Source organism: Arthrobacter rhizosphaerae, assembly GCF_023062595.1.
Taxonomy (GTDB): domain Bacteria; phylum Actinomycetota; class Actinomycetes; order Actinomycetales; family Micrococcaceae; genus Arthrobacter; species Arthrobacter rhizosphaerae.
In genome coordinates this window covers 14,480-27,632 of sequence record NZ_JALLAN010000011.1, presented here as the reverse complement: position 1 = coordinate 27,632, position 13,153 = coordinate 14,480, and the positions used below count along the sequence as shown (strand labels likewise).

Annotated in this window: 7 protein-coding genes and 2 tRNA genes; 3 read left to right on the top strand and 6 right to left on the bottom strand. The window is 62.7% G+C overall.

What is annotated here, in order from left to right; all coding sequences use genetic code 11:
- Positions 1 to 78: 78 nt before the first annotated feature.
- From MU551_RS15075 to MU551_RS15065, 3 genes are all read right to left on the bottom strand, one after another.
- Positions 79 to 166 (bottom strand) — tRNA-Ser (locus tag MU551_RS15075).
- A 99-nt stretch (positions 167 to 265) separates the two neighbouring features.
- Positions 266 to 694 (bottom strand): GNAT family N-acetyltransferase, encoded by a 429-nt coding sequence (locus MU551_RS15070; RefSeq protein ID WP_247045989.1) that lies wholly within the window; start codon positions 692 to 694, stop codon positions 266 to 268.
- 68 nt (positions 695 to 762) lie between these two features.
- Positions 763 to 3,009, bottom strand: a complete 2,247-nt coding sequence (locus tag MU551_RS15065; protein WP_247045987.1) for a prolyl oligopeptidase family serine peptidase — start codon at positions 3,007 to 3,009, stop codon at positions 763 to 765.
- A 74-nt stretch (positions 3,010 to 3,083) separates the two neighbouring features.
- Between MU551_RS15065 and MU551_RS15060 the strand changes: the two genes are divergently transcribed.
- Positions 3,084 to 5,075, top strand: coding sequence for an FAD/NAD(P)-binding protein (locus tag MU551_RS15060; protein ID WP_247045984.1), 1,992 nt, complete (start codon positions 3,084 to 3,086; stop codon positions 5,073 to 5,075).
- A gap of 92 nt (positions 5,076 to 5,167) precedes the next feature.
- Here MU551_RS15060 and MU551_RS15055 read toward each other — a convergent pair whose 3' ends face one another.
- From MU551_RS15055 to MU551_RS15045, 3 genes are all read right to left on the bottom strand, one after another.
- Positions 5,168 to 9,727 (bottom strand): ExeM/NucH family extracellular endonuclease, encoded by a 4,560-nt coding sequence (locus tag MU551_RS15055; protein WP_247045982.1) that lies wholly within the window; start codon positions 9,725 to 9,727, stop codon positions 5,168 to 5,170.
- A gap of 317 nt (positions 9,728 to 10,044) precedes the next feature.
- On the bottom strand, positions 10,045 to 10,848 hold the full coding sequence (locus MU551_RS15050) for a VOC family protein (protein ID WP_247045980.1): 804 nt from the start codon (positions 10,846 to 10,848) through the stop codon (positions 10,045 to 10,047).
- A 178-nt stretch (positions 10,849 to 11,026) separates the two neighbouring features.
- Positions 11,027 to 11,114 (bottom strand) — tRNA-Ser (locus MU551_RS15045).
- Positions 11,115 to 11,259: 145 nt separating this feature from the next.
- Between MU551_RS15045 and MU551_RS15040 the strand changes: the two genes are divergently transcribed.
- Positions 11,260 to 12,243, top strand: a complete 984-nt coding sequence (locus MU551_RS15040; RefSeq protein ID WP_247045978.1) for an NAD(P)H-quinone oxidoreductase — start codon at positions 11,260 to 11,262, stop codon at positions 12,241 to 12,243.
- Positions 12,244 to 12,371: 128 nt separating this feature from the next.
- Complete coding sequence (locus MU551_RS15035; protein ID WP_247045976.1) at positions 12,372 to 13,001, top strand: PadR family transcriptional regulator; 630 nt, start codon at positions 12,372 to 12,374, stop codon at positions 12,999 to 13,001.
- Positions 13,002 to 13,153 lie beyond the last annotated feature (152 nt).

Genomic DNA, 13,153 nt, shown 5'->3' with positions numbered 1-13,153 from the left:
CCTCACACGGTCTTTTGGAGGGCTGCGTCAGCTTGTCATCCTACGCAAAAGGTCCCGGTCGATGACCGGGACCCAACGCGGAGACGGGGGGATTTGAACCCCCGGTGGAGTTGTGCCCCACACTTCATTAGCAGTGAAGCCCATTCGGCCGCTCTGGCACGTCTCCAATCGCTATTACTAGCCCACCAAGGATACGCAGAACGGGCCATTCAGTGCAAAACGGTTCCGGAACGCGTGGCGGGCAGTAACGGACGGGGTCTGGGAGTCAGCGCACCATGCGGATCGTTTTCAGGTTTTCCCATTCCGCAATGACCTCCTCCGCTCCGTCCGGCTGAAATCCAAAGCGCCTGTAGAACGCGATGGCCTGTTCGTTTTGGGCCGCAACCCAGAGGCTGGCAGGTCCATCGCCCAGGGCGGCTTCGAGCAACTTTCGGCCAACGCCAAGCCCCTGATGCGACTGCAGCACATAGAGGCCCCAGAGCAGTATTGGCTGCCCCGGGTGTTGCTGCTCCGGGTGTTCGCGGCCTGCAAAGCCGACAATTCTGTCGTCGTCGCAAGCCACCCAATGGTCAGCAACGCGTGGGCCTTCGAGGACCCGCTTCCACATTTCGTGCCTGGCCGTGCGGTCCAAACCGGCGAGGAAGCCGTCCGAGAGCACGCCCGAGTAGGTCTCCTTCCAGGATTGGACGTGCACACGGGAGAGCTCGTCTGCATCCTGAGGTCGAGACTGTCGGACGGACAGCGGGCCCGCTCCGCCTTGGATCATCCGGCCCGTCCGGCAAGGGCCCGCCACAGGAAGTGCTGGCTGCGGCTTTGGAGGGCTGCTGCCTGACGGTTGTCCGAAGCGCCTGCATGGCCTCCTTCCAAGGCTTCGTGATACCAGACGTTGGGAATCCCCATGGCCTGCATACGGGCCGCCATTTTCCGCGCCTGGACCGGGCCAACACGGTCATCGGAGGTTGCCGTCCAGATGAATGTTTCGGGATAGTCGACTCCATCCCTGAGGAGGTGGTACGGCGAAAAGGTCCTGATGAAATGCCAGTCGTCAGGATCATCGGGGTCACCGTACTCGGCAATCCAAGAGTGGCCGGCGGACAGTTTTGTGTATCGCCGCATATCAAGGAGGGGCACCCCGCAGGACACGGCACCAAACAATTCCGGGTACTGCGTGAGCATGTTCCCTACCAGCAGGCCGCCGTTCGAACCGCCTACACAGCCCAGACGTTCCCGCGACGTCACACCCCTGGAGATCAGATGCCTGGCCACAGCGGCAAAGTCTTCGTAGGCACGATGCCTCTTTTCCTTGAGTGCCGCACGGTGCCACGAGGGGCCGTATTCCCCTCCGCCACGGATGTTCGCCACCACGAAAACCCCGCCACGGGAGTGAACTCCGCCAATATGTGAACCGGCACCGCCGGAACCGTCACCCTCGGTACCCGCGGCCGCGCCGGTGCGCCGCTCCAGCCAGGCCCGTCCGATGGTTCCGCTGTACGCGGGGGTCCGGGAAATTTCAAAGCCGCCGTAACCGGAGAGCTGGGTGGGGTTTTGCCCATCGAGAACCAGGTCCCTTGATGCCACCTGGAAGTACGGCACCCTGGTGCCGTCCTCGGAGACAGCAAAATGCTGCTGAACCTCATAAGCCGAGTCGTCAAAGAACGACGGTGAGGACCTGATCACCTCATGGGTGCTGCCCACTGTGTTGCCCTCGCGCTTCAGCGTTCCGCGGGTGAGGGTACTGGGAGTGGTGAAGCCGGTGGCAATGAGCCAGAAGTCGTCTGCGGAGCCGGGATCCTCGTCCTCATCGTCCACGGCGTAGGCCGTGACGTCGTGAAGGGGCGGGCACGCGTCCAGCACGGAGGAAGCCCAGGCTGAGTCTCCTCCCTCCACAGGCTGTGACGGATCAAGGACGCGGATCTCGGAGGAAACGTCCTTGAGCAGATTCAGCAGGAGGAAGTTGCGGGTCCAGCTCCAGGACTGAAGGGACGTGCTGGAGTCAGGAGCGAACAGAACCACCAGTTCCCGCCCGCCAGACAGGTAATTCTCAAAGTCGGCGGCCAGCAGCGAACCGGCAGGATAGGTGGTGCTGTTGACTGTCCAGTCGCCTTGCGGCCTGAAGAGCAGCCATTCGCGGTGAAGGCTGAGATTGACGTCGGTGGGGACGTCAATCTGCCGCCAGGAACCATCGCGGAGAACCGATGTCTGCCTGTTGAAGAAATCGATCCAGTCAACGGCGAAGGTGCGCTCGAACCCCGGCGTGGAGTCGTGGGAGATGAGCGCCATCATGTGAGCCTCGGGTATTTCGAAGAGCCGCTCCGCGGAGGCCAGCGTGCTGCCTCGCCGCAGGATCACGCCGGTGCGTGCGTAGGAGGAGGCCGTCTTCGGCAGGTCCTCCGCAGTGGAGGCCACCAGGAGCGTGTCCGCGTCCAGCCAGGAAACGTTGCCCTTCGCCGTCGGCAGGTCGAAGCCGCCGTCGGCGGCCTCAACAAAGGTGCGGCTGACGACGTCGAACTCGCGGTAACGGTTGGCATCACCGCCGTCGGGAGAGAGGGCCAGGAGCGCCAGCCGGTGAGGCTCGCCTTCGGGCGGCCTCAGGAAGTCAGCCCCGTGGAAGACCCATTCCTCTCCTTCTTGGGCCGCCAGCGCGTCTACGTCAAGGAGCACATCCCACTCGGGGGAGCCGCTGCGGTAGCTGTCCCAGGATGTACGCCGCCACAGGCCTTTGGGGTTCTTGCCGTCCTTCCAGAAGTTGTAGTACCAGCTGCCGTGCTTGCCCACCATGGGAATCTTGTCCGTGGAATCAAGAACTTCGAGGACACGTTCTTCCAACTCGGCATAGTCCGAGTCCCCAAGCAGGTCCTCAGTGCGGGCGTTCTGTTCGCGGACCCAGGCCAGCTGCTCCTCGCCGTAAATCTTCTCCAGCCAGATGTTCTCGTCGATGGGTTCGGGGGCTGCCGCCAGAGCCGAGGGGTGGTCGGACGTGGGCTGTTGGTCAGCTTCAGTGGTGGTCATTGGCCCATCCAAGCAACATCGGTACACCGCTAGCAAGTCAAGCGGGTATGCCACATGCGGATACGCTGGATGCCGTGGGCATATCTCAAAGGATCCGGACGGCACTGATAGGCGCCGGACCCAGGGGTACCAGCGTATTGGAACGCCTGCTGGCCAACTGGGCAGCCCGCCCTGCCTCCGAAAAGGGCAATCCTGATGCCGGAAGCCTCCACATTGACGTTGTGGACCCCTATCCGGCCGGCCCGGGACATGTGTGGCAGCCCGGTCAATCCAGGCTCTACCTCATGAACACCCAGTCCTTTTACCCCACGCTGATCCCTGAAGATCCGCTGCTGGCCCCACCTTTGGCAGGTAGCACCTTTGACCGGTGGCGGCTGGACCGGCAGCAGCAACCCGCGCAGTCCCTGTCCGCCGAGGAACGCGCCGAACTCGCCACCCTGGCAGCCGGAGATTTTCCGAGCCGTGCCCTGTATGGCCGCTACCTGCGGACCGCTCTTGAGGAATTGCTCGGCCGTCTTCCCGACGGCGTCACCGTGCAGTTCCACGAAACATCGGCCGTTTCGGTTCGGCGCACCGCGAGCGGAATGTTCGACGTCGGGCTCGACGACGGCGGCTCCCTCGCCGTTCAGTCAGTGGTGCTGGCCCTGGGGCACCTGGAGTCAAGGCTCAACGCAGAGCAGCGCGCCCTGCAGTCCGGTGCCCGCCAGTTTGGGCTGCTTTACCTGCCGCCCGCGGCACCAGCGGACGTGGATTGGTCCGTTGTCCCGGCAGGGGAGCCTGTGCTGGTCCGTGGGATGGGCCTGAACTTCTTTGATGTGATGGGCCAGCTAACCGAGGGCCGCGGCGGGAAGTATGTGGACGCTGTGAGTCACGGTGCTCCCGGATCTTCCGGCCGTTTCGGGCTGGAGTACCTGCCCTCGGGCCAGGAGCCAAGGATTATCGCGGCTTCCCGGCGCGGGACACCGTACCGCGCCAAGGCAACCCTGGCGGGCTACTACCCGGGTGCGGTGAGTCTGCGGTATCTGACGAAGTCTGCCTTGGCGAGGTTTGCCGCCGCAGGGATCGTCCCCTCGTTCGACCATGATTTGTGGCCGTTGCTGCACCGTGATGCTCTTTGGGCCTACTACACCACGCTGGTAAGGACCAGCCCCGTCGCGGTGAACGAACCGGCACTTTTCCTGGAGGCGCTTGAGGACGTTCTGCGTCCCCACGCGCACAGCACTGTCAAGTGGGAAAACGAAGTGGACCGGGTGGTCTCGGCTCACGTGGTGCCTTCCGGGAGGCTTGACCTTCTCGGGCTTGCGGCACCTTTGTCGGGCAGATCCTTCGCGTCCCGCAGCGACCTCGACGCCGCCGTCGTGGATTATCTGCAGGACGACGCCCACCGCTCAGCCCTCGGCGAAGACGATCCCGTCAAAATGACCATCGGCGCCCTGCATCACGGGCGGGCGGTGCTGAAATCGGCAGTGGCTGACGGCGGGATCACCGATGAGTCCTGGGTTGGCGGACTGCGGGGCTGGTTTGAGTCGTTCGTGGAAGGGCTTGCCAGTGGTCCACCTGCCCTGCGCTCCGAGCAATTGGCGGCGCTCGCCCGTGCTGGAGTGGTCAGTTTTGTGGGCCCCGATCCCAAGTTCGGCCTCGACAGGACGGCCGGGCAGTTCACCGCCGCGTCGCCGTGGGTCAGGGCCGGAAGTGTCAAGGCCAGCACGCTCATTGAAGCCCTTGCCCCGGCCAACAGGGTGGCAAGAAACAAGTCTCCGCTGCTGGAGCAGTTGTTGGCCGACGGTCTCGTCAGGCCACGGCTGATGATGACTGCGGAGGGTACTCCGGTGGAGACCTCCGGACTGGATGTCCAACCCCACCCGTACCGGGCTGTAGCCGCGAACGGCTCCGTCACAAACGGCCTGTATGTTCTTGGCCTGCAATTATCGGCAACGCAATGGGGAACCGCGATTGCAGCAGAGGCCCGTCCGCAAGAAGGACCGGTCTACCCGAGCGGGCAACGGACCCTGCGCGACGCCGACGAGATCGCCCGCGGCATTCTGGATTTCCAGCACCCTGCTTAATAGCCTGTGGCCTCGCTCTTCCTGATGCTTCAGGGCACGAAAAAGGGGCATGCCTTCCATTCCAGGAAAGCATGCCCCTTTGCCTGTTCAGGTCAGCCCTTCAGGCACTTCCGGTACTCAATGAGGGCGATGGCGTACCTGATCCAACCGCCGATGTCGTACCACTTGGCAGGCGGAACCGGTGCGGTGCAGACAGGCGGAACCGGTCCGCTTGACACCACACGGGCATCCGTCTTGATCACTGTCCCGGATTCCGCAGCGGTCAGGACAAGCGTTGCCGTTCCCACCGCTGCGCCAGCCGGTACCTTGACGTCCACAGCGGCTGCGCCGCCGGAGACTCCGATGCTGCCCACCTCGGTGGACACACCGGCAGCGTCAACAAAGACGGCCTTCAGTGAAGTGTTCACCGGGCTGCCCAGTGAGGTGAGATCCACCTTGGAAACAGCCAGTGAGATCGATTCGCCGGCTTTGACCTCAGCGGCCGTCGTGTTCACCACGGCCACGGTGCGCCGGGCGAAATCGGGGGACACAGGATTGTGTTCCTGCAGATACTTGATCCAGGCATCCCTGTCCACCATCCCCGAATCCTTGGTGTTGGCCCCTTCCTTGAAGATCCGGAAGTTGTCACCACCTGTAGCGAGGAAGCTGAACGTCCCGATCCGGTAGGACTTCGCCGGATCGATGAGGGCCCCGCCCACTCGGATGGAGGTGATCCGGTCACCCGCTGGCCGGGCGGCGTCGTAGGTGTAATTGACGTTCCGGGAAAGCCCCAGTTGCTGGTAGGCGCGGCTGGGAACAGTGCCGTCAGCGTTCGTCTGCCACTGCTGCTCCAGCAGCGTCTTGAACTGGGCCCCGGTCAGCGACGTCGTCCACAGGTTGTTCACGAACGGAAGCACCGCATTGGCCTCGGCATAGGTGATGGTTCCGTCAGGGGCAAAGTACAGCTCGTTCCGCAGCCCGCCGGGATTCACGACGCCGATTTCTGCTCCGCCGAGTTCCGGACTTCCCAGGCTGGCCGCGAGCGAATCAGCCACGAGGTTACCCAAAGTGGACTCGCTGGCACGGTCATCCCGCTTCGCAGGACCGCCGGCAGGATCCGGGCTGAATGCCGTGGTGATGTCCGCGGTGACCTTGCCGACCGGCTGGTTGCCGATCACTGCGGCGTCAGCGATGGCCTTGTCCACGATGGCTTTTACGGCCGCGACGCGCGGGTATTTGGCGATCAAATCCGCCGCCGTCTCAGTGGCCGTGGGCACGAACCGCTTGACGTTGCCGGCCTTGTACCCGGTCACTGCCATGGTGGCCGTGTCCACCGTGAGCTGGATCTGGCCAATGTTCTCGCCGTAGTTGCCGGTCTGGACGATGGGGCGTGTCTTGCCCTCTACCCCGGGGACGGGCGCGTCCCAGGAGTACTCCTTGTGCGTGTGCCCGTTGAAAATGGCATCCACATCGGCGGATGTCTCATTGACCAGCCGCGCGAAGGGACCGCCTGCTGCCACTTCCTGCTCCAGGGTGGCGCCTTCAGGGACTCCTGAACCGGCGCCGTCGTGGTTTTCCACGATGATGATGTCGGCCAGGTTTTCAGCGGTGATGCGTGCCGCGACGCGGTTGATGGCGTCGACGGGATCGCCGAAGTCCAGTTCGGTGATGCCTCCAGGAGTGACCAGCGACGGAACTTCCTGTGTGACGGTTCCGATCACAGCTACCCTGACGCCGTTCATGGCCAGCACCGTGTATTCGGGCAGTGCCGGCTCCGTGGTGCCCTTCTTGTACACATTCGCCCCAAGGTGCGGGAACTTTGCGTTGGCACCCCCGGCGATGACGCGGTCCCGGAGATCGGCGAAACCGCCGTCGAACTCATGGTTTCCCACTGCCGAGGCCTTCAGGTCGAGGGCATTCAGGACATCAATAGTGGGCTGGTCCTTGGCGACAGCCGAGGCGAACAGTGAAGCACCGATGTTGTCGCCGGCAGAGATAAAGGCGGTGGGACCCGGTGCAGCGGCACGCAGCTTCTCGATGGTTGCGGCAAAGAGGACCGTGTTGCTGTCGATCCTGCCGTGGAAATCGTTGATGCCCAGGAAATTCAGTTCGGCGCTCGCGGGGGTTTCGGTTTTCAGGTCCAGGCCCACCACCACGGGATCGTGGTCACTGGCGCGGAACTGGTCGGGAGCGTAGTAGTTGGTCACATTGTTGTTGTACCTGCTGTACTCCAGAGCCACTGACTCCACGGAGTTGATGTTCCAGATATCAGCGCCGGTGACAACAGGATTGGCGCCGGGGGAGGCCAGCACGTGGTCAAGGGAACCCACCATTCCGCCAAAGAGGTAGGAGTGTTTGGCTGAGCCGTCCGTGTTGCGTGCCTTTTCGTCCTGGTTGACATAACCGGCCGCCCGGAACACATTGAGTGGATCTTCCTGTGCGTAGGCGTTGAAATCTCCCATCAGGAACACCTTGTCAGTGCCCTGCGAGGTCTGGAGCTCGTTGGAGAAGGCCAGGAGGGATTTGGCTTGCTCCGTGCGTGCCAGGTTGGAGTTGCCCTGGCCCTTGTCGGTGTCCGTCGGATCTGCGGGGGGAGGAGAGCCCTTGGACTTGAAGTGGTTGGCGATGGCGATGAATTTCTTGTCATCAGCCGCGCCTGCCGGTTTGAACGCCTGCGCCAGCGGCTTGCGGGCACTCGCAAAAGCAATGGTGTCGTTGTGGATGATGGATTCGCCCACTGGTACGGCCGTGGCTTTCTTATAGATAAAAGCTGTCCTGATCATGTCCTCGTCGGCCAGCGGTGGCGCGTTGGCCGGACTGCGGACGTAGTCCCACACCCCAGGAGTTTGGATGTTGAGGGCCTCAACCAGCTTTGCCAGGGCGTCATCCCTGTCCTTGCCGAACTGGGCTGAGTTCTCCACCTCCATCAGCGAAACGACGTCGGCACCGGCTTTGCTGATAGCGGCCACGATCTTGTCCTGTTGGCGCTTCAGGTTCTCGGCGTTGGCCGCCCCGCGGACGTTACAGCCGTCCTTGACCGTGATGGGGTTACCGTCGCGGTCGGTGTAGAAATTGCAGCCGGCAACCTGGTCGCCCGTGGTGGGGAAGTAGTTCAGCACGTTGAAGGAGGCAATTTTTAGATTTCCTCCGACGGCGGCGGGGGCCTCTGTCCTGGTTCCACCGAAGGTTGCGGGCTGGGCAGAGGCAGCGTTACCGGCGCTCATAGCGGTCAGCGGCTGGAGCTTCCACGCGTTGTTTGCGTAGCCCAGCACCACGTTGGTGGTGAACGTGACGGGAGCGCCAACGCGAACAGGATCAGCAGTAGTCAGGTATGGCAGGACCTGGGCTTTCGTGGCCGCATCCTTGACGAAATTGGTGGTGGCGCCGTCGTCGAGCTTGATGCCGCGCGCAGCGTTGGCGGCCACGGTTGCGTTGTACTCAGTGGATCCGTAAGGGGCCACTGCGGTTGGCTGGACCAGCGGGGTAGTGCCCCCGGCCAGACCGATCTCGCCATATTGGTTGAGCGAGTAGTTGTCCGTGACAGTGACGGGACCCTGCGGGGCGAGAAGCATGCCCTCAAGGGACTCCCTGAAATTTTCCTCTGCGGGAAGGCTGAACCCGGTGGCTTTCACCTCGGCGGCAGGTTCAGTCAGTTTGCTCACCCGGCTGGCGTCAGCCACTGTCAGCTGCGTCATCCCGAAGAATTCGCTGACCGCGCCGGTAACCTCCACGAAGTCGCCGATCTGGACTGATCCCACGGCTGAGGGCGAGTAGACAAACACAGCGTCCGACGCCGAGTGGTTGGCGGGAGTGAGATCTCCACCCGTGCCCGCCGTCTGAAGGTAGAAACCGGCGAATCCGCCGGTGGGGAAGGCTGCCGTGATCTTGCCCCTGGTGGTGACTGTGGTGCCGGCAAGAGGACTGGCGGGGCCGGTGCCTTGGATTTCGGCGATCGTTTTCACCGTTGGCGCCGGCGTGGGGCCGGGATCTACGGGGTCCGGGTTTCCTGTTCCGCCAGCGGCTGCCGGGGTAATCGAGGCACTGAGGGCGAAGTCGGCCGAATTGCTGTTGCTGTCCGTCCCGCCGGTGCGGTTGAGGCTCTTAACGTCTGTGTTTCCCGCAGGGGCTGTGGCTGCCTGGGTCTCGAAGGTGTTGGAGGTCCCATAACCCAACAGGTCAGCGATGTTCGCCGCTTCAACCACTGAGCCTGTAGGCAACGGGTCGATGGCGGTTGCCTGCCTGGCCAGGACGATTGTTCCGGTAGCTCCCGATGGGTTGAAGCCAGTGGCCACAACATCTGCGGTGGGCAGTTCGGCTGCGGTGGATGTGGCGCTGTTGGTGGCGCCCTTGATCAGGTAGTGGCCCTTGGCAGGGATGCTGCCGCTAAGGGCCGTGACATTGTTCGGCAGTCCTGTACCGCCACCGGCCCTGTACTGGAGTGACCAGCCGTCCAGGGGCACTGGTACTTCTGAGCCGTTGTAAAGCTCAACGAACTTGTTCTTATAGGCGGCACCCGCGCTTCCGCCGCTCAGGTAGGCCTCGTTGATGACTACTGGTGAAGTGCCTGCGGCAGGTGAGACCTCCGCCGCAACGGCCGGGACGGCTGCCAGCGGCGTGATGAGCCCCGCTGCCAGCGCTGTGCCCAGCGCGATTTTCCAAGATGTACGGTGCATTCGCTCTGACTCTCATTAGGGGTGTCCCTGGGTGAGGGACCTCATTGAAGGCATCCGGGTTGTACCAACGGACGCCAGGACCGGCCTTTACTCCTGGTCAAGTAGTTTCCGGCACATCAAAACAGCGGTGAATGAACGCAGGATGACTTGGGCGTGCATTCGGTTAAACGTCCCCCAGCGAAACGTGTCACCCCTGACAAGCCAAAACAATACCGGCCAGTAGCTTCGAGGGAAGCTCCCGGCCGGTACTTTTTACAGCAAATTGCTGAAAGGCAACGAAGGCGTGGGACTTGGCCCTGCCTGCCCTCCTGGGCTGCTTAGGCCTCCTGATCCACCTGAGCGCCCTGGGCAAGGGCCTCAATTATTTTGAACGTGGCGCCGGTCGGGTCGGCGAGGGTAGCTACCCGGCCAAACTGGCTGTCCTGGGCAGGTTCCAGAACGGAGGCACCCATGGAAAGTGCTTTGGCGACAGCCGCATCCGTATCCTCAACCCCGAAATACACCTGCCAGTGGGATGGAATCTGCTCTGGCAGGAACAGCGAAGCGTCAATAATTCCGGCCCTGGCGGCATCCCCGGCTCCAAGGGTGGTGTATTTGAAATCCGGAGCATCACTCATGACCTCCGTCTCCCAGCCGAAAACATCCTCGTAGAACCTGACCGCGGCAGGGTAGTCCTTCGCATGGAGTTCGTGCCAAACCGGGGCCCCGGGTTCGGCAGCAATCTGGAACCCCTGGTGCTCACGGCGCTGCCACACACCGAAGGCGGCGCCAGCCGGGTCCGCGAATAACGCCATTTGTCCCTGCTCGGGAACATCCATGGGCTCCACGTAGACCTGGCCGCCGTTTTCGGCGACGGCGGTGGCGGTAGCCGCGGCGTCCTCCGCGGCCAGGTAAGTGGACCACGCGTCGGGCATGCCGGCCTGATCTTCCTGCTTGGGCATAATGCCCGCTACTGCCCTGCCGTTCTTGGCTGCCGAAATGTAGCCGCCGTACATCTCCTGGTCGCCCGTTTCAAAGGTCCAGCCGAAGAGTTCGCCATAGAAGGACTTCGCTTTTTCCGTGTCCGAGGTCATGAGGTCGATCCAGCAGGGATCGCCTGATTGGATATCAGGAGTGGGCATGATTGCTCCTAGTGAGGTCAGTGTTGAGTGCATCAACAGCATGGTTTGGCCACTACATGGTTGTTGGGGCAGTGGCGACAGGACAGACACTATGCCGGGGGTCCGACCGTTTCAATGGCACTTAAGCGAAAAGTGCCCCAGGTTCTGATGAAAATTCAGAACCTGGGGCACTCGTTCGCGGAAGGTAAGAGATTCGAACTCTTGGTACGGGGTTACCGCACACTAGTTTTCAAGACTAGCTCCTTCGGCCGCTCGGACAACCTTCCAGTAACAGTAGTGTTTCATAGGCAGTTGGCTGCGACAAAAACAGCGTTGCTGAAACACTTCCGGCAAGCCTTTCAGTAACAATGGAAAAAGTGAGCCGGACCACCGTCCGGGTGCAGGAGTCCGCTAGGTAACGGGGAGTTTTCAATGAAGGCCGTCTACATCTCGCAGCCCGGAGGGCCCGAGGCCCTGGAAATCCGCAATGTCCCCGCACCGGTTCCCGGCCCCGGCGAGGTGCTTATCGACGTCGTCGCCGCAGGCCTTAACAGAGCGGATGTCCAGCAGCGGAAGGGTTACTACCCGCCCCCTGCGGGTGCCTCGGAAGTCCCCGGGCTGGAGGTGTCAGGACGGATCGCCGGCTTTGGGCCAGACGTTGCGAAGCCGTTCAGCGTGGGGGACAAAGTGGTGGCGCTGCTCGGAGGCGGGGGATACGCCGAGCAGGTGGCAGTGCCCGCCGGGCAGGTCTTGAGGATTCCCGACGGCGTGGATCTGGTCACTGCGGCCGCGTTGCCTGAGGTGGCGGCTACTGTCTACTCCAACCTCATCATGACGGCGCAACTGCAGCCGGGGGAGACTGTGCTGATCCATGGAGCCACCGGGGGCATCGGAACCATGGCCGTCCAGTTGGCGAAGGCCTTCGGGGCCAAAGTTGCCACAACTGCCGGGACTGCGGAGAAGGTCAGCACCGCAACAGCTTTCCTGGGCGCGGATATTGCCATCAACTACGCCGAGGAAGATTTCGACGAGAGCCTCCGTGCGCAGAACGGCGGACGGGGCGCGGACGTGATTCTCGACGTCGTCGTGGCCAAGTACCTGAAGCAGAATGTGGACGCACTCGCTGACTACGGGCGGCTGATCGTGATTGGGCTTCAGGGCGGAACCAAAGGGGAGCTGGACCTCGGAAAACTGCTGGGTAAACGGGCAGCGATCGTCGGGACCGCCTTGCGTCCTCGTCCGTCGGAGGAAAAGGCCGTCATCATGAACGCCGTCCGGGAGTCAGTCTGGCCCCTGGTCTCAGACGGCACGATAAGGATTCTGGTAGCCAAGACCTTCCCGTTGGACCAGGTGCGCGCCGCACATGAGTACTTTGACTCAGGCGAACACATGGGAAAAGTACTGCTGGTCATCTAAATCCGATATTTTCGGCGTGGGGTTTTTGCGCGCTTGTCCCTCGACGCTAGGGTGGATCTATACGCGGTATGCACGCGTCTAGCTTGGGGGCGCGTGCGTACCGGTGTCCGGCTATCAGGGGGAGCCGAATGTCCGTTCGTCACAGCCTTTTGGCCCTACTGCAGGACCAGCCGCGCTACGGTTACCAGCTGCGGGTCGAATTCCAGGATCGGACCGGGGCCACCTGGCCCCTGAATATCGGCCAGGTCTACACCACGCTGGACCGTCTGGAGCGCGACGGTTTCGTGCAAAAAGACGGCGACGACGGCGCGGGTCACGTCATCTACAGCATCACCGAGGCCGGCCGGGCGCAGGTTCAGAGCTGGTTCGCCGCGCCCGTGGAGCGGGGCAGTCCGCCACGGAACGAACTCGCCATCAAACTCGCCCTGGCGGTTACTCTGCCGGGAGTGGATGTGGGTGCAATCATTCAGCTCCAGCGGACGGCGTCCATGGCTGCACTCCAGGAATACACCAGAGCCCGCAGGGACACAGCCGCGAACCAGCGCACCGTGGACACGGCCGCGCTGCTCGTGCTGGATTCGCTCATTTTCCAGACAGAGGCTGAGGTCCGGTGGCTGGACCTCTGTGAGGCCCGCATGATCCAGCTCTCGCAGAACTCCAACGGGAGCGCCGGAAACGCTGCCCAGAGCGGCCTGGGCCAGAGCAGCCTCAGCCAGACCAATGGGGGGCCTCCCTCGATCCCCAGGCCTGCCCCCTGAGCCGGCGCCAACCCAGAGCTGCTCTTTGTCACGCAATTTGACGGCTTTGTAATGATGTTTCGGCCAGCCGTGACGTGAAGTACTGTGAGCACTGCGTCGGGGGAGGTGGGGCTCTGCCCGGCGGAAACGAGCACAACGCTCTACCGGGTTCT

What these genes read in the sequence shown, in the direction of transcription:
- MU551_RS15065 (WP_247045987.1), bottom strand. Translation starts at nt 3,009, where the DNA reads ATGACCACCACTGAAGCTGACCAACAGCCCACGTCCGACCACCCCTCG.
- MU551_RS15055 (WP_247045982.1), bottom strand. Translation starts at nt 9,727, where the DNA reads ATGCACCGTACATCTTGGAAAATCGCGCTGGGCACAGCGCTGGCAGCG.
- MU551_RS15050 (WP_247045980.1), bottom strand. Translation starts at nt 10,848, where the DNA reads ATGCCCACTCCTGATATCCAATCAGGCGATCCCTGCTGGATCGACCTC.
- MU551_RS15040 (WP_247045978.1), top strand. Translation starts at nt 11,260, where the DNA reads ATGAAGGCCGTCTACATCTCGCAGCCCGGAGGGCCCGAGGCCCTGGAA.
- MU551_RS15035 (WP_247045976.1), top strand. Translation starts at nt 12,372, where the DNA reads ATGTCCGTTCGTCACAGCCTTTTGGCCCTACTGCAGGACCAGCCGCGC.